This window comes from Alishewanella sp. HL-SH05 (genome assembly GCF_052655985.1).
The window spans coordinates 2,790,218-2,806,439 of the sequence record NZ_CP199753.1; the positions used below are offsets into that span (position 1 = coordinate 2,790,218).

At 45.0% G+C, this 16,222-nt stretch carries 14 protein-coding genes, 5 tRNA genes and 3 pseudogenes; all 22 read right to left on the reverse strand.

The features are described from left to right. Positions 1 to 37: 37 nt before the first annotated feature. On the reverse strand, positions 38 to 757 hold the full coding sequence (locus ACUJFL_RS12720; RefSeq protein WP_445427697.1) for a hypothetical protein: 720 nt from the start codon (positions 755 to 757) through the stop codon (positions 38 to 40). A gap of 573 nt (positions 758 to 1,330) precedes the next feature. Next, positions 1,331 to 1,541: pseudogene (locus tag ACUJFL_RS12725) on the reverse strand (transposase); the annotation flags it as partial. 25 nt (positions 1,542 to 1,566) lie between these two features. After that, positions 1,567 to 1,752: pseudogene (locus tag ACUJFL_RS12730) on the reverse strand (type I restriction-modification system subunit M N-terminal domain-containing protein); the annotation flags it as partial. Between the two features lie 108 nt (positions 1,753 to 1,860). After that, a complete protein-coding gene (locus tag ACUJFL_RS12735; protein WP_445427698.1) occupies positions 1,861 to 3,021 on the reverse strand; it encodes a hypothetical protein in 1,161 nt (386 codons plus the stop codon). 484 nt (positions 3,022 to 3,505) lie between these two features. After that, positions 3,506 to 3,595: transfer RNA gene (locus tag ACUJFL_RS12740), tRNA-Ser, on the reverse strand. Positions 3,596 to 3,710: 115 nt separating this feature from the next. Continuing rightward, the gene (gene nadA, locus ACUJFL_RS12745) at positions 3,711 to 4,769 is read right to left on the reverse strand and encodes a quinolinate synthase NadA (RefSeq protein WP_445427699.1); all 1,059 of its coding nucleotides are present in this window, start codon (positions 4,767 to 4,769) and stop codon (positions 3,711 to 3,713) included. A 127-nt stretch (positions 4,770 to 4,896) separates the two neighbouring features. Then, positions 4,897 to 4,972, reverse strand: a tRNA-Lys gene (locus ACUJFL_RS12750). 26 nt (positions 4,973 to 4,998) lie between these two features. Beyond that, positions 4,999 to 5,074: transfer RNA gene (locus ACUJFL_RS12755), tRNA-Lys, on the reverse strand. 19 nt (positions 5,075 to 5,093) lie between these two features. Beyond that, positions 5,094 to 5,169 (reverse strand) — tRNA-Lys (locus tag ACUJFL_RS12760). Positions 5,170 to 5,195: 26 nt separating this feature from the next. After that, a tRNA-Lys gene (locus ACUJFL_RS12765) sits at positions 5,196 to 5,271 on the reverse strand. Between the two features lie 174 nt (positions 5,272 to 5,445). Next, complete coding sequence (ybgF, locus tag ACUJFL_RS12770; protein WP_226750335.1) at positions 5,446 to 6,243, reverse strand: tol-pal system protein YbgF; 798 nt, start codon at positions 6,241 to 6,243, stop codon at positions 5,446 to 5,448. Between the two features lie 20 nt (positions 6,244 to 6,263). Further along, positions 6,264 to 6,785 (reverse strand): peptidoglycan-associated lipoprotein Pal, encoded by a 522-nt coding sequence (gene pal, locus ACUJFL_RS12775; RefSeq protein ID WP_226750336.1) that lies wholly within the window; start codon positions 6,783 to 6,785, stop codon positions 6,264 to 6,266. 68 nt (positions 6,786 to 6,853) lie between these two features. Continuing rightward, positions 6,854 to 8,197, reverse strand: a complete 1,344-nt coding sequence (tolB, locus tag ACUJFL_RS12780; protein ID WP_445429089.1) for a Tol-Pal system beta propeller repeat protein TolB — start codon at positions 8,195 to 8,197, stop codon at positions 6,854 to 6,856. Further along, on the reverse strand, positions 8,197 to 9,165 hold the full coding sequence (gene tolA, locus ACUJFL_RS12785) for a cell envelope integrity protein TolA (protein WP_445427700.1): 969 nt from the start codon (positions 9,163 to 9,165) through the stop codon (positions 8,197 to 8,199). Before tolA ends, tolB begins: the two co-directional genes overlap by 1 nt. After that, a complete protein-coding gene (gene tolR, locus ACUJFL_RS12790) occupies positions 9,155 to 9,580 on the reverse strand; it encodes a protein TolR (RefSeq protein ID WP_226750383.1) in 426 nt (141 codons plus the stop codon). Before tolR ends, tolA begins: the two co-directional genes overlap by 11 nt. A 2-nt stretch (positions 9,581 to 9,582) precedes the next feature. Then, on the reverse strand, positions 9,583 to 10,263 hold the full coding sequence (tolQ, locus tag ACUJFL_RS12795; RefSeq protein WP_226750339.1) for a protein TolQ: 681 nt from the start codon (positions 10,261 to 10,263) through the stop codon (positions 9,583 to 9,585). Beyond that, positions 10,253 to 10,663, reverse strand: coding sequence for a tol-pal system-associated acyl-CoA thioesterase (gene ybgC, locus ACUJFL_RS12800; protein WP_226750340.1), 411 nt, complete (start codon positions 10,661 to 10,663; stop codon positions 10,253 to 10,255). Before ybgC ends, tolQ begins: the two co-directional genes overlap by 11 nt. A gap of 597 nt (positions 10,664 to 11,260) precedes the next feature. Further along, positions 11,261 to 12,274 (reverse strand): Holliday junction branch migration DNA helicase RuvB, encoded by a 1,014-nt coding sequence (ruvB, locus tag ACUJFL_RS12805; RefSeq protein ID WP_226750341.1) that lies wholly within the window; start codon positions 12,272 to 12,274, stop codon positions 11,261 to 11,263. 96 nt (positions 12,275 to 12,370) lie between these two features. Further along, positions 12,371 to 12,991: a Holliday junction branch migration protein RuvA gene (gene ruvA / locus ACUJFL_RS12810; RefSeq protein ID WP_445425081.1), complete on the reverse strand. Its 621-nt coding sequence runs from the start codon at positions 12,989 to 12,991 to the stop codon at positions 12,371 to 12,373. 24 nt (positions 12,992 to 13,015) lie between these two features. Further along, positions 13,016 to 13,537, reverse strand: coding sequence for a crossover junction endodeoxyribonuclease RuvC (ruvC, locus tag ACUJFL_RS12815; protein ID WP_229584432.1), 522 nt, complete (start codon positions 13,535 to 13,537; stop codon positions 13,016 to 13,018). A 2-nt stretch (positions 13,538 to 13,539) separates the two neighbouring features. Beyond that, positions 13,540 to 14,282 (reverse strand): annotated as a pseudogene (locus tag ACUJFL_RS12820) (YebC/PmpR family DNA-binding transcriptional regulator). A 79-nt stretch (positions 14,283 to 14,361) separates the two neighbouring features. Beyond that, positions 14,362 to 16,137, reverse strand: coding sequence for an aspartate--tRNA ligase (gene aspS, locus ACUJFL_RS12825; RefSeq protein WP_229584434.1), 1,776 nt, complete (start codon positions 16,135 to 16,137; stop codon positions 14,362 to 14,364). Positions 16,138 to 16,222 lie beyond the last annotated feature (85 nt).

Genomic DNA, 16,222 nt, shown 5'->3' on the forward strand with positions numbered 1-16,222 from the left:
CAAAAGTAAGGCGCTTTTAAATTGTTCGTGCTGACAATTAAGGGGCAGCTTTTCTTAAACGAGCAAACCCAAGGCCCATTAATCCTAAAAGGAAAATAGCAAAGGTTGAAGGTGTTGGAACTGAAGCCGCATCTGGAGCAACAGCTCTTGCGTTAATATTAAAATCTTGGACCTGATATTTTAATAACAAACCATTATTTTCTGGCATAGTATATCCAGCACCAAATCCAGCACGTTGGATTACAGTCTGTGTTGAGTTTTGGACAAGCGGAGTGTCTGACCAAAAAGGGGCAGTACTATTATTAATAAGGTTGTTTAGGTCTGAGATTTTAACAGAATAAGCACCTGAAGCAATATTTGAAGGTGTAGAACCAGGAAGAACAGTGTTACTTATTGTAAATCGATGCCATAGCGGGTTTACGTCAGTGATCTTTACACCATTAATCATACCGCTTATGTTTTCTTGTTGGCCACCGCCACCAAGAGCGAGAATATAAATATAAGAGTTTTGAGAAGCACTGTTATATGTAAATTGAGTATTGTTCTGCTTTGTCTGGTCCATCCAAGTAAGATTGTTCTGAAACAAAAGATCTTCTATTTTTGATTCTGTACCACTGAAAAGAGCAAAGTCGTTATCAGCAACTAACTTGAAAGCGTAAGTAGTGTCAAAGCCTATGATACCTGCAGAAGCAGAACCAACCGACACTCCCAATAATAAAACAGACGCTAAAGTGGTTTTCAAAAAATTAAACTTCATTTTTTTTCCTTATCTTACAATCTGCATCTGGTTTCTTAATTAAGCTCACCGTATGACATGTTGTTATGTGATTTGTGTTAAACGCCTACCAAACCTTTAAGCACAAATCGTACCAATATAATATTTCTATTTATATCAACAACTTAATTTGGAATGCTGATTATGGCAACACTAGATTGTAAAAAAAACCGACACAAAACTGATGTGATAACAAATCCCATTGCATACCTGTAATTAACTAACACCTTTAAACCCATCGATAGATTGGTTTTGAAATACACGACTGTTTATTCCATATGTATTTTTTAATGAGGATAATTTACGCCCCTACTACAATCCTAAGATATAAACAGGTTGAATTATAGGTAATAACGAATAGGATAAAACCTTGTCAGCTTTAACGTCAACTTCAAAGCCAAAGAAGGCCAAGTGTTCGGGGGTTTATCAAAATCAACAAGAAATCGGTGATGTGGTCAGTGACGATAACCGCCAGTGGAAAATCCCGCCGAGAAAGCTGAGGATCATGAAATACGTATAGTCAGAATGGTTAGCAGAAATCTATAATGCGTCAATACGTCCTAGAATGAACGCTTGCGCAGCAAGTTCGTATTCACATTCACAGGTAGTAGATTTTTTCTCGGCAGCAGAGCGCCAGTTATACAATTAAAATTCATAAAGCTATAACTCTCTGCCTGCGGCAGCTAAACCGATCTTATCAGCCAATTTCAGGAGCTTCAGCTTTAAATTCTGCGGTATGTGTTTTGCGGACTTTCTTTGTTGACATTATTCACCTCGTTAAGCGATTGTACTCACTTAGCAAGGTGTCCAAAAGTGTTGATGCGGCTCAGTTCGTCGCTTGGATCGTTTAAGCGCTTTAATAATTCCGCACTGCGCCCGGCGAATGAGTCAGAGATAATCTTTAAAAAGATCAGCCCCAGAACAATGTGCTTGTATTCAACGACATCAACGTTGGCACGCAATTTATCGGCCGAAGCACATAGGGTTTTCTTGCTATCTTACAGCATGGTTTTTCCTGATAAAGAGAGTACGCAATAATTGCATGTGCAAAGACTGGCAGAGCGCCAGTCTTTGTAATGACTTACTTAATTATTTAAACGTTGGCTTAACAGCCTAAATTGTTCTTTCATTTCTTCGTTTTGAAAAGGCTGTGCACTGGGTATTTGTAAATTAATCAAGGTTTGAAACGTATTGCGCCCTTGCTTAATAAGCTGAGAGACTTGTGAGCTAAGATTAACCGTTTTATAAGTGTTATTTGATACTTCATATTCACGTTGGGTCATTTGCATTGCTTCAAAGATTTTAGATCGTTGTTCTTTTAAAAGTGAAGCATACAAATCAATCACCTTAATGGTCATCTTATTAGATTGAATGTTCAGCTTTAAAGTCTCACGGTTACCACCTGATCTCAGCAGCTTTTCTGATTCTTTAATAACTGCATTGGCTTCGTTTTTAAAATTAACCAGTTTAGGCAAATAGGCGTTATCAATTGTGGTTAAAAAGTCAGTTTGCATTTTTAACATTAACTTGTGCAATATAACGACCATACCGTAATAACGTTTAGCGAAACTGAGATTTTCACCTGAGTCTGCGGTAGCAACTTCAAGCTGTTGGGTAATTTGTTTAATGCTATTAAAAACAACGCTCATCGACAAAACTGAGTCACCAACTACAGATGACAGCCAAACCTCAATTTGCTCAGCATCAAATTCAATGCCCATCGAATAAAAGAGCTTTTGCATATCAAGCAATATCGCATTCATGCTTTCTTTATGTGCGGCAATATTATCTTTTCGTAAAGCAATTAAAGCGTCAAAGTCATCTCGTGTTTTTGCCGTCCATTCTTTTACTTTGGCAAAAGGAACCTTGTCGGCTATGAAGGTTGCTTCACCAATTGGCGCAAAAAGTCGCTGTTCCTGTAAACGCGCAATCTCGTTGTACTCTTGAATGGTTTTCTGCTCGAGGATGCGATAGTTATTTCTACTTCGACCAATCTCCGGTGCATCCAAAAGTTGAATCACTTCATTAATTGTTTCGTCTAAGTCTTTATTGGCACTACTTTTATCGCGGCTAAACCACTTATCGTCCGGCAGCTCACTGGTTTCATCAAAGTAACCTAGAGCCGTGTTCAGTTGTTTAAAAACGGCAGCTTGATCGATTGTTTTAAGTTCAGTTTCTGAAGCAGAGGCTGTGACTGGAAAGATTAAAGCAGCAAAGACAATGCTAGCTAAAGCAATAATTTTCATTGATGAATATCCCTATAAATGTGCGAGCTTCTTAACGCATTTCCACTGAGAAGCAAAAACAAAAAAATATTAAATTTATGATGTAACGGTAATTTAGCGCATTTGGAAACAGTGGGCTAGTTTTGATTACGTTATTAGATATTTTGATGAGCTTAGATGCAAATTTCAGTGACATAGGTCAACGCTTTGTTTTTGGCGTTGCTCAAACAAAAGGATCCAGTTCAGGTGTGTTTGATGAGCAAAGGGATTCTCACGTGCCATCCTTGACGCTGGCCCTTCGGCCCGTGCTGAAGCACGTCCAAATTCGCTCCCGAAGTATTTGTATTCCCGGCTTCCTGCCCTCCACCCTTCGGAGCCGTGCTAAAGCACGTTCAAATTCGCTCCCGGCGAATTTGTCGAACCGCAGGGTTCGAACCAAATCCTCGATCTCTGCCGTATTAAAACAAAAACCCCGAGATTTTGGCTCGGGGTTTTTGTTTTAATCTGGCGGAGAGAGAGGGATTCGAACCCTCGTTAGGGATTAACCTAAACACACTTTCCAGGCGTGCGCCTTCAGCCACTCAGCCATCTCTCCGGAACTTGCGTTGCAAGCGCGGCTATACTAGGGAAAAAGGCCGCGCTTAGCAATAACTAATTGGTATAGCACAAGCTTATTGCCGCTATTTTGGCCAATCCCTGTGTTACAAAAACTAAGCGTTACCTTTTACTACGGTTTTTTGTTCTTTAGCAAAATTTAACATACGATCTAGCGGCAGTAATGCTCGCTCACGCAGTTGCGCATCAACAAAAATTTCATGGCCAGTAGGCTCTAGCAGCGCTTCCTCAATCGCCTTTAAGCCGTTCATCGCCATCCAAGGGCAATGCGCGCAGCTACGGCACGTTGCGCCGTTGCCGCCGGTTGGGGCTTCCATAAACGTCTTGTTTGGCATTAACTGTTGCATCTTGTAAAAGATACCGCGGTCAGTCGCCACAATAAAGATGTCATTCGGTAAGGTTTGGCTAGCTTTAATCAGCTGGCTGGTCGAACCGACAGCATCGGCTAACTGCACCACGCTATCAGGCGATTCAGGGTGTACCAGTATAGCGGCTGTTGGATATTGCTTTTTCAGCTCAATTAACGCTTTAGCTTTAAATTCGTCATGCACAATACAGGCGCCGTTCCACAGCAACATATCAGCACCGGTTTGCTTTTGCACATAAGCGCCTAAATGCTTATCAGGGCCCCATAAAATTTTCTTACCCTGGCTGTCGAGGTAGTCCACCACATCTAAAGCAATAGAAGACGTGACAACCCAATCGGCGCGGGCTTTAACGGCCGCAGAGGTGTTAGCGTATACCACAACTACGCGGTCAGGGTGGGCATCGCAAAACGCTGAAAATTCGGCCGCTGGGCAGCCTAAGTCTAACGAGCAGGTCGCTTCCAAGGTTGGCATAATGACCGTTTTTTCTGGCGTAAGAATTTTAGCGGTTTCGCCCATAAACTTAACGCCAGCCACCAACAAGGTTTTTGCAGGGTGCTGATTACCAAAACGCGCCATTTCTAAAGAGTCCGATACACAACCACCGGTTTCTTCGGCCAGCGCTTGAATTTCTGGATCGGTGTAGTAATGCGCCACTAACACCGCATTTTTTTGCTGCAATAAGGTTTTGATCCGCGCTTTGTAAGCGGCTTTATCGTCGTGACTTAATGGCACAGGCTTTTTCGGGAAAGCAAAATCTTGCTCTGAAAAATACAACGGCTGATCCATAGAAGATACTCAGTAGCTGGTCAAGGCCGCGTATTATATAAGGCATAGCGTAAAAAGGACAGTACAGATGTGCGAAGCGATTAGGTGGTTTACGTTGGGAGTCTGAGTAGTCTACATATTTGCGAAGTGGTGGGTCGTGCTGGATTCGAACCAGCGACCAATTGATTAAAAGTCAACTGCTCTACCAACTGAGCTAACGACCCGCTTCGGTATACTGTATTGTGCAATTTGGTGGGTCGTGCTGGATTCGAACCAGCGACCAATTGATTAAAAGTCAACTGCTCTACCAACTGAGCTAACGACCCAAACAGGGTAAACACGAAGTGGTGGGTCGTGCTGGATTCGAACCAGCGACCAATTGATTAAAAGTCAACTGCTCTACCAACTGAGCTAACGACCCACTTCGGTGTACTTGTTTGTGCGATTTGGTGGGTCGTGCTGGATTCGAACCAGCGACCAATTGATTAAAAGTCAACTGCTCTACCAACTGAGCTAACGACCCTAACCGCGGACGCATATCTTACTGATTTACGTAATTAGTGCAACCAAAAACTGTATTTTTTTCGGCTTTAGCCGGCTGACTGCTTAAAATCCCAGCGGATTGGTGTAAGACTGCAGACGAATTGTTTAATCGCTAAACAACAGAAAGAAAAAACCCGGCACCAGGCCGGGTTGATCATTTAAGCGCCTCGAGGCGTTCCTTTGCCAGTTTGGCAGCCGTAGAGCTACCATGTGCAGATACCAGAGTTCGATAATGCCCTAAAGCGGTGGCTTTATCGTTGTTGCGTTCTGCTATCTGTCCAAGCTTCAATAATGCATCTGCCACTTTGCTTGATTCGGCGAAGTTTTTCACTACTCGTTCAAACTCCGTTTTCGCTTTAGCTAGCTCGCCATTGTTAAACAACAACTGCCCTAACCAATAGTGTGCGTTGGGTGCATATACTGAATTTGGATAAGTACGCAAAAAGTTCTCAAATTCAGGAATAGCAGCATCATAGCGTCGGTCTTTCAACACCATGTTGACTGCTCTGTCATAGGCGTCGTTTTCCGAGACGTTACCCGAAACCATGACAGCCGGGCCACTCGTAGCCGGTGTGGCTGAACTCGGTGCAGCGTTAGATGCCCCACCTTGTACAGCACTCACCCGCCGTTCTATTTCCTGGTAAATATCACGCTGTCGCTGGATAATCTCGTCCAGCCGGTATGAATGAGTTTCAGTGACCCCACGGAGATCGCTTACTTCATCCAGTAGAATCTGCAATTGTTGCTGCATACGCACTTGGCCTTCGGCGCGGGCTTCAACCACCCGCTCCAACGTTGCCAATCGCTGTTCTACTGTACCCACTGCAGCTGCAGTGGCTGATGTTGAAGTTGTTCTGCCGCTTTTACTTATCTCAGTAACCGGCGCCGGATTTGCCCAGACGCCAACACTGACTAAGGACATTGCTATAAGCAGAGGTTTCTTCACTATCATCCTCACTCGTACCTTTTTAATTAGTAAACTAATACACCGCGACGGTTTTTAGCATAAGCTGATTCGCCTGTCTCACGTACTGCTGGCTTTTCTTCGCCGTAGCTTACTGTAGAGATCTGGCCAGCGCTTACGCCCAGGTTCTGTAAATACTGAACCACAGACATTGCACGACGCTCGCCTAACGCGATGTTGTACTCTGGCGTGCCACGTTCGTCAGTATGACCTTCAACAGTCACACGTACGCTTGGGTTAGCGCGCAGAAACTCACCGTGAGCTTGCAGAACTTCTGCAAATTCTGGACGGATAGTTGCTTTGTCGAAATCGAAGTATACGGTGTTTTCACGACGTAATGCTTCCATTTTTAAACGCATTTGTTCAGCAGCAGCAACCGCTGGATCTACACGTTCAACTTGTACAGTTTGAACTGTGTTAGCAGACGTGTCAGCGTCGCCAGCACCTGTTGAAGACTTTGAGCTACAAGCAGCTAAAGTTAATACTGGAACTGCGATTAACAGACCTTTTAACACTTTATTTAAGTTCATCATTTGTCCTTAGATTAGATTAGATTTACCAAGTTTTACCAAGTTTTACCAAGTTTTACCAAGTTTTTTTATAAAAAAGGTGACCAAGCCGGCGATTTCACCTGTCCATCAGCCGCCGGTAGTCGTGCTTTAAAACGCCCATCCATAGAAACCAGTGCCAACACTTGCGAACGACCATGCATAGTGCTGTAAATTATCATCGAACCGTTAGGTGCAATACTCGGTGACTCATCTAGGTTAGTAGCGGTCAACACTTGCAAATAACGGGTCTGTCTGTCCATTCTTGCCAGATGATAGCGGCCGTTGGTACGGTTAACCATAACAATCGACTGACCATCTGGTGAGTAAGTCCCCGCCAGATTCATTTCGCCTTCGAACGTTAAACGACGGGTATCGCCTGTGTTCAAATTTACGCTATAAAGTTGTGGATTACCACCGCGCTCAGAACTGAACACAATTTCTGTACCATCTGGTGACCAACTCGGTTCTGTATCAATGGCGCGATGACTGGTCACGCGGGTTAACGCTTTGGTGGCCACATCCATCACATAAATTTCCGCATTGCCATCTTTTGACAATACCATCGCAATCTTTCTGCCATCTGGTGACCAGGTTGGGGCACTGTTAATACCAGGGAACGAGGTCAAAATGGTACGACGGCCGCTGTAAATATCTTGGATATAAATTTGTGCCTGACGCTTTTCAAAAGTGACATAAGTCAATTTGGTACCGTCAGGCGACCAGTTAGGCGACATCAATGGTTCTTTCGAACGTAACAAGACTTGCTCATTATAGCCGTCATAATCAGCAACGACTAATTGATATTGAAACTCTGCATTAGGACGCACTAAAACATAAGCAATTTTGGTTAAGAAAGCACCGCGCTCACCGGTTAACTTTTCGTAAACAATGTCGCTAATTCGATGAGCGTACTGTCGAAATTGACTACCGTTAATCGTAGTTTCACGACTGTCTAACAAGTACTGTGGCGAACCACCTAAGATACCGCTATTCAGCATCTGGCTGCTTAAACCGGTGCTACCTTTTAATACATCAATTAATTCAAAGCTCACACTGTAACGGTCGATGCCAATCTCAGTAATAGAACCCATTAAAATGGCTTCTACACCTTCTTTTGCCCAAGCTGAAAAATTAATGTCAGCTGAGGTTGCAGGACGCTGTGGCATTTTTAAAAACGAAATAGGATTAAACTTACCGCTACGCATTAAATCGGCAGACACGACATCCGCGATATTTTCTTTAGGCAAGGTAGTGCCTTTAAACGTGAACGGTAACACCGCCACCGGACGGGCAGAATCAACACCACCGGTAATCACAATTTCTAAAGAAGCATGCGCTTGCATACCGACCAGCAGTAAGACACTGCAACCTAATTTACGTAAAAAATTCATCATCTAAATTCTGGTGCCACCGTTAATGTTATGTCTTTGAGTTGGTTATATACATCAGGATCAGCTGACATCGGCAAGGTCCCTGCCCGATTTACCGCTCGCACTGCTGCATCACATACCACCCGCTCACCGCTAATCACATTGACACTTGTCACAAAACCATTGGTTGCTAAGCGAATATTTACCCGACAAGTACGGCCACGCATGGTCGATTCGTCTTTAATCAAGTTTCTATCAATCGCATCGCTGATCATCGCGGTATAGCGTTGAACCTCAGTCACAGCTTGTTGTGATCTGGCTCTGCGCCGCGCTTCCGCTTCTGCGGCTAGCTGCTCTTGGATCATCCGTTCGCGTTCAGCTTGCTCTCGCTCTTCACGTGCTTTTTGTTCACGTTCAGCTTGCGCTTTGGCTAACGCGGCTTGTTCCGCTTTGCGTTTCGCTTCTGCTGATTTGGCCGCTTCTTCGGCTTTTTTGCGTTCTTGCTCTTTGGCAGCACGCTGTTGCTCGGCAGCACGCGCTTTAGCCGCTTCGGCCTCTTGTACTTTCTTTGCTTCTGCAGCAGCTTGTCTTGAAGCCTGGGCTGCAGCATCCGCTTTACGTTTTTCTTCTGCCACGCGTTTTAAGCGGGCTTCTTCTGCTGTGCGTGAATTTTCAGCTTCTTTCGCACGGCGTTCTAAATCTCTAATACGTTTCTCTTCAGCTTTACGTGTATCGTCTTGCTGTTTTTTAATCTCAGCAACACGCTGTTCTAACGCTTGTTTGTCAATCGCCACCGCTTCAACAGGCGCCGGTGGTGGCGGAGGTGGCGCATCGGCACTGAGCCCTGCTTCACCCGATAACATAATTTCAGTTGGCTTTGGCCAAAAACTTAAGGTACTGATGAATAAACCCAGCACTAACGCAAGGTGCAAGCCTACTGATTTTGCCAGTGGTTTTTGCCACCACTTTGCTTGCAACTCAGACTTCATTGTCAGTCATCAACCCGACAGCGGGAGCCCCAGCGTTTTTCAACACATTGATCAGGCGTATTACTGAATTGTAATCCACACGACCATCACCTTTTACTATCACCTGAGTGCCAGGCTCGATACTTAACCAACTTGCCACTTCAACCTGTAACTGTGACGCGGTAAAAGGGCCTTGCTGGTTACCGTCTTTCTCAAAATAATACAAACCATCTTCATCAACGGTGGCCACTAAAGGCGTTTTACCGTCTTTCATTTGTTCAATCGGTTCTGCCGCTGATTTTGGCAGTTCAACCTTTACACCTTGCGTGATAATCGGTGTGGTAATCATAAAAATCACCAACAACACCAGCATAACGTCGATATAAGGTACTACGTTAATCTCAGCAACTGGGCGGCGCTTTTTACGCGGGTACATCATTAGCCTTGATCTCCGCTACTGACCTGGCGATGCAGAATGTTCGCAAACTCTTCAACAAAATTGATGTAGCTGCTTTCAATCTGCTCAACCTGCGTTGAAAACTTGTTGTAAGCAATAACGGCCGGGATGGCAGCAAATAAACCAATTGCAGTGGCAATTAAGGCTTCAGCGATACCAGGCGCCACCATCGCTAGGGTGGCTTGTTGCACCGCACCCAAAGCGATAAAAGAATTCATAATACCCCAGACAGTACCAAACAAACCGATATACGGGCTGATCGAACCGACAGTGGCTAAAAACGGCAAATCCGATTCTAAGCGTTCTACTTCGCGCGACAAACCTACGCGCATGGCACGATGCGTGCCGTCCATCACTGCCGCTGATTGGCGACTGGTTTTGTGCATACGCGCGAACTCTTTAAAGCCTGACTTGAACAAGGCTTCCATACCGTTGGCTTGTTGGCGCGCACTGACTTCAGCATATAACTTTGATAAATCAATGCCCGACCAAAAACGGTCTTCAAACTTTTTCGCATCACTTAACGCTTCGGTTAAGATCTTCTTGCGTTTAAAAATCATCGCCCACGAGGTTACTGACATCCCCACCAGGATTAACATTACTGCCTGAACAACTATGCTGGCATCGAGCAATAAATGCAGAATGGAAATTTCACCTGACACGCGATAATACCTCTGTTATTTCTGCGGGTATTGAACGAGCTTTTAACTGCTCTGGGTCAACACACGCTATCTTAATCTCTGCAGCACACACAATTTGTTGCGCTGCATTGTGAATTTCTTGTTTAAAACTTAAACTAGCACGCTTTAAGGTACTGATTTCACTGGACACCGTCAACAGCTCATTGAACTTTGCAGGGCGGGTGTTCTTCATGTGTACTTCAGTTACCACAAAAGCGACTTTATTCGCTAACCAGATATCTTGCTCAACTCCTAGGGCACGCAACCATTCGGTGCGCGCTCTTTCGAAGTATTTCAGGTAGTTTGCATAGTAAACAATGCCGCCAGCATCGGTATCTTCATAATACACCCGCACTGACCAAGAGAAGTTGTTTCGCTGCATCTGGTTCCGCTTTATTTCGCGCCTGTATGATAATTAAGCCAGCGTACAAACTCAATTGGCTGTCGACCAATTTCGTAACTATATTTTTTTACACTGACTACTTGTTTTTTATTAAAACATTACGTTGACACAGGTCTATCGACTAAGTTCAGAATAAAGGCCGATTTATTAGGTACAAATTATCGTTTTAAGCGATAAAAAGTAATCTGGTGCTATCATGCTTGATTTAGATGAATGGCAGATGAATTTCAGTAATAGCTTACGATAAACTCGTTAGTCTCTTTTTATCCTCATCATCTTACACCTTGACGAACCATTAGTTTTTTTAATGTCAAAACGCCAGTTTTTCTCGTTTGAAGTAAAAACTCCAATTCTCTATCATGCGCAGGTGTTCTGAGCTAGCGCAAAGACAATCAAAATTTTGGTAGCGCCTTTTGATTGTTTAGTACAGGTCACTTAACAATGAGACTTTGTGAGAGAGGTTTTGTTGTTTGCTCCAAACATGTTCCCTGGATTTATTGAAGCAGTTCCTGAAATTGTTGCTTGCCCGCTCATTGAGCGGGCTTTTTTTTGCTTAAAACCCGAGTAACAACTCTCTTATGTTGGTGTCTGTGGCAGGTCAAAACCTAAATGCTGATAAGCACGAGGCGTGGCTATTCGCCCCCGTGGCGTGCGTTGAATATAACCTTGCTGAATTAAAAAGGGTTCAATCACATCTTCAATGGTTTCTTTTTCTTCACCGATGGCAGCAGCTAAGTTATCTAATCCTACTGGCCCCCCCATAAACTTATCAATAATGGCATCGAGTAATTTACGATCCATGTAATCAAAACCTTGTGCATCTACATCAACCATTTTCAGCGCGGCAGACGCTACTTCAACACTGACTATGCCATTAGCTTTAACCTGAGCATAATCTCGCACACGACGTAACAAACGGTTAGCGATACGCGGTGTACCACGAGCACGTCGTGCAATTTCAGTGGCACCGGCTTCATCTAACTGCATATTAAGGAAGTTGGCCGAGCGTTGAATAATTTGCGTCAGCTCTTCTACTTTATAAAATTCTAATCGTTGCACGATACCAAAGCGATCGCGCAACGGTGATGTCAGAGCACCAGCCCGGGTTGTGGCCCCTACTAGGGTAAAAGGCGGTAAGTCGAGTTTAATTGAGCGCGCCGCAGGGCCTTCACCAATCATCAGATCTAACTGATAATCTTCCATGGCCGGATACAGAATTTCTTCTACCACAGGGCTTAAACGATGAATTTCATCGATAAAAAGCACATCATTTTCTTCAAGATTGGTCAGTAACGCCGCCAAATCACCGGCCTTTTCTAGTACAGGCCCAGAGGTGGTTTTAATGTTCACCCCCATTTCATTGGCCACAATCATGGCTAAGGTGGTTTTACCTAAACCTGGCGGGCCAAATATCAATAAATGATCGAGCGGCTCACCACGGCCGCGGGCGGCTTCGATAAAGATCGCCATTTGCTCACGCACATGCGCTTGGCCGGTATAATCGGCCAGCGATTTTGGCCGAATAGCCCTGTCGATGGCTTCTTCTTCTTTAAATGCGCTAGGCTGGATCAGACGATCTGCTTCTATCATGCTATGCCTTTAATAACTGCTTTGTGTGCTTAGAAAACGCAACGATTAACCATGATACAGGCCAAAATAATACTCTGCTTGGCCTGGCTTACGGGGTTAAATCATACTCTTTAACGCTGCTTTAATCAGCTGCTCGCTGCTCATGCCAGGTTTCAGTTGTTGTTGCACCGCTTTTGCCGCTTGCGCTTGCGAATAGCCTAAACCGAATAAGGCACTAATCGCATCTTGCTCTGCCGAAGCCGGTGGCGCGAATAAGGCTTCATCCTCCTGCATAATCATTTTATCGGTGATGGGCGTATTTGAACTGACGCCCCAATCTTTTAAGCGATCACGCATTTCAATCACTAAACGCTCGGCCGTTTTTTTACCGACACCCGGCAATTTTACCAAGGTACTGAGATCATCAAATTGCACACAACGTACAAAATGCTGCGCGGTCATGCCAGAAAGGATGGTTAACGCCAACTTTGGCCCAACGCCATTTGCTTTAATTAATTGTCGAAACAAACTACGCTCAGTTTGATTACTAAAGCCATAAAGTAACTGTGCGTCTTCGCGCACCACAAAGTGGGTGTAAATCACCGCGGGCTTACCCACTTCGGGCAAAGCATAAAAACTGGTGAGGGGTAATTGCACTTCGTAACCTACACCGGCCACGTCCAATAATAAATCGGGTGGCTGCTTTTCTAAAATAATACCGCTTAAACGTCCAATCATCTGTTTTCTTATCTTTGGGCGGCGTTAACGTAAACGGCCGCGAACTGTTTTACTGGCTTGCCCCGCCATAGCAATTAAACTTTGCTGCGTATGACCATGGCACAATGCCACGGCCAGTGCATCTGCCGCATCGGCTTGAGGACTCGCAGATAACTTTAATAAATGCCGGATCATATGTTGTACTTGCGCTTTATCCGCCGCGCCACTGCCCACTACGGCTTGTTTCACTTGCCGCGCCGAATATTCATGCACCTCTAAACCGGCATTTTTAGCCGCCACAATAGCCGCGCCCCTCGCCTGACCTAATTTGAGTGCGGAATCGGGGTTGCGTGCCATAAACACTTGTTCAATAGCAAAGATAGTCGGTTGCGTTTGCGCAATAATTTCACTGATGCCGTTAAAGATCCGCAGTAAACGCTCAGGGAAGTCATCAGTGCCTAAACGAATACAACCACTGGCCACATAATGAAACTGCCCACCTTGCTGGCGAACCACACCGTAACCCGTTAAACGACTACCAGGGTCGATGCCCAGAATGATATTCAAGGCTACTCCAAGCTAGCCATAATGTCGTCACTGATCTGCGCATTATGATAAACGTTTTGTACATCGTCAGAATCTTCTAACGCATCCAGTAATTTGATAAATTTCTCTGCCGTCTCAGCATCCAATTCGGCATGCGTATCAGGCACTAAGGTTAGCTCAGCAGAGTCAGCCACAAAGCCTGCACCGTTAAGCGCATCCTGTACTGCACTGAAATACTCAGGGCTGGTGAGCACCTCGATGCTGCCATCTTCTTGGGTTTGTACATCATCGGCACCGGCATCCAGTGCCACATCTAAGATTTGCTCTTCATCAGCGCCGGCGGCAAAGCACAACACGCCTTTACGATGAAATAAATAAGAGACCGAACCTGAGGTACCTAAGTTACCCATATTTTTGGAAAAGGCATGGCGCACATCAGCAACGGTACGTTTATTGTTATCGGTGAGTGTTTCGACAATCACCGCCACACCACCTGGGCCATAACCTTCATAAACGAGTTCTTCGTAGTTATCGGCATCATGCATACCGGCTCCACGTTTAATGGCTCGGTCGATGGTATCGCGCGTCATATTTTCGGCTAAAGCGCGATCGACAGCCAAACGTAAGCGTGGATTAGCCTGTACATCGGCACTGATCTTTGCCGCTACCGTAAGTTCGCGGATCATCTTCGTCCAGATCTTACTTTTTTTGCATCCTGACGGGCTTTACGATGCTTCATGTTAGCCCATTTGCTATGTCCAGCCATGTCTTACTCCTCTTAGCTAATCATAAACAGGATATAAAGGCACAACGAGGCACTAGGGCCTCGCTGTGTAATGCAGTAACTACGCTTTTGGCGTGACTTGGATACCCAACTCAGCCAGTTGTTGCGGGTTGGCCGCACCAGGTGCATCCGTTAATGGACACGCAGCAGTGGCGGTTTTAGGGAACGCCATCACATCACGAATAGAGGTTGCACCGGTCATTAACATGACTAAGCGATCTAAACCAAAGGCTAAACCCGCGTGTGGTGGTGCGCCATACTTCAACGCTTCGAGTAAGAAGCCGAATTTTTCTGCCGCCTCTTCATCGCTAATACCCAATAACGTGAACACTTTCGCTTGTACTTCTGCGGTATGGATACGGACTGAGCCACCGCCTAATTCGGTACCGTTTAGCACCATGTCATAGGCATTGGATAATAATTCGCCCAGCTTTAATTCTTGGTTAGGCGTAGCTAAAAAGCTTTGCGTATCTAATGGTGAGGTAAACGGGTGATGCACAGCAGAATAGCTACCATCGTCGTTTTCTTCAAACATCGGGAAATCCACCACCCATAATGGCTTCCAACCGGGTTGAGTGATCTGTAAATCTTCACCCAGTTTTAGGCGCAGTGCGCCCATGGCTTCACAGACCACTTTATAGCTGTCAGCACCAAAGAAAATTAAATCACCGTTAGCGGCTGCTGTACGCGCTAAAATGTCAGTAATGATGCTCGGGCTTAAAAACTTCGCCACCGGCGATTGCACACCTTCGGCTCCCGCGGCAACGTCATTTACTTTCATCCAAGCGAGGCCTTTTGCACCGTAGATGCTGACAAATTGGGTATAGTTATCAATATCTTTGCGCGATACTTTTTCTGCTGCGCCGGGCACTTTTAATGCCACTACGCGGCCTTTTGCATCGTTTGCTGGGCCTGAAAAAACTTTAAACTCAACGTCTTTCAGTAAATCAGCAACGTCGACAAACTGCATGGGGTTACGCAGATCAGGTTTATCTGAGCCGTATAAACGCATCGCTTCCCAGTATGGCATTTGCGGGAAGGTGCCTAAATCCACACCGAGCAATTGTTCAAACATCTGCTGAACCATTTGCTCCGTTACCGCCATCACTTCTGGCGCACTCATAAAAGAGGTTTCAATATCGATCTGAGTAAATTCAGGCTGACGATCGGCACGTAAATCTTCATCACGAAAACATTTTACTATCTGATAATAGCGATCTAAACCCGACATCATCAGCAGTTGTTTAAACAACTGGGGAGACTGGGGCAAAGCGAAAAACTCGCCTTTGTGCGTGCGGCTTGGCACTAAATAATCTCGCGCACCTTCTGGGGTGGCTTTGGTTAAAATGGGGGTTTCAACATCTAAAAAGCCATTACCGTCCATAAAGTTACGAACAAAGCTGGTGACTTTAGCGCGAAACTTTAAACGTTCGCTCATTAATGGCCGGCGTAAATCAAGATAGCGGTATTTTAAGCGTTGTTCTTCGCTGTTCTCATGATTAAAGTCTAGAGGCAGCGGCGCTGACTTATTTAAAATGGTGAGCGCACTGGCATACACTTCAACCGCACCCGTCGCCATCTCTTTGTTAATTTGTGAAGCGGGACGTGCTCGAACTTGCCCGGTGACTTGAATACAATATTCATTGCGCAAGGTGTAAGCGACGTCGAATAACGCTTTCAGATCAGGATCACAAACGACTTGCACCAAGCCTTCGCGATCTCGCATATCGATAAAAATTAACCCACCCAGATCCCGACGACGGTTTACCCAGCCACTAAGTGTGACCTGCTGATCGACTTCGTTTACCGATAACTTACCGCAATAATGACTACGCATTAATTTATCCTTTCTCCATGCTGAACAACTGAAAGCAACTGATTTGAATGACGGCAATTATAGCGAAAAGCGCTTTAAAGTCACT

What these genes read in the sequence shown, in the direction of transcription:
- tolR (WP_226750383.1), bottom strand. Translation starts at nt 9,580, where the DNA reads ATGTACCCGCGTAAAAAGCGCCGCCCAGTTGCTGAGATTAACGTAGTA.
- aspS (WP_229584434.1), bottom strand. Translation starts at nt 16,137, where the DNA reads ATGCGTAGTCATTATTGCGGTAAGTTATCGGTAAACGAAGTCGATCAG.
- ybgC (WP_226750340.1), bottom strand. Translation starts at nt 10,663, where the DNA reads ATGCAGCGAAACAACTTCTCTTGGTCAGTGCGGGTGTATTATGAAGAT.
- nadA (WP_445427699.1), bottom strand. Translation starts at nt 4,769, where the DNA reads ATGGATCAGCCGTTGTATTTTTCAGAGCAAGATTTTGCTTTCCCGAAA.
- tolB (WP_445429089.1), bottom strand. Translation starts at nt 8,197, where the DNA reads ATGAATTTTTTACGTAAATTAGGTTGCAGTGTCTTACTGCTGGTCGGT.
- ACUJFL_RS12720 (WP_445427697.1), bottom strand. Translation starts at nt 757, where the DNA reads ATGAAGTTTAATTTTTTGAAAACCACTTTAGCGTCTGTTTTATTATTG.
- ruvA (WP_445425081.1), bottom strand. Translation starts at nt 12,991, where the DNA reads ATGATTGGACGTTTAAGCGGTATTATTTTAGAAAAGCAGCCACCCGAT.
- ybgF (WP_226750335.1), bottom strand. Translation starts at nt 6,243, where the DNA reads ATGATAGTGAAGAAACCTCTGCTTATAGCAATGTCCTTAGTCAGTGTT.
- ruvB (WP_226750341.1), bottom strand. Translation starts at nt 12,274, where the DNA reads ATGATAGAAGCAGATCGTCTGATCCAGCCTAGCGCATTTAAAGAAGAA.
- pal (WP_226750336.1), bottom strand. Translation starts at nt 6,785, where the DNA reads ATGAACTTAAATAAAGTGTTAAAAGGTCTGTTAATCGCAGTTCCAGTA.
- ACUJFL_RS12735 (WP_445427698.1), bottom strand. Translation starts at nt 3,021, where the DNA reads ATGAAAATTATTGCTTTAGCTAGCATTGTCTTTGCTGCTTTAATCTTT.
- tolA (WP_445427700.1), bottom strand. Translation starts at nt 9,165, where the DNA reads ATGAAGTCTGAGTTGCAAGCAAAGTGGTGGCAAAAACCACTGGCAAAA.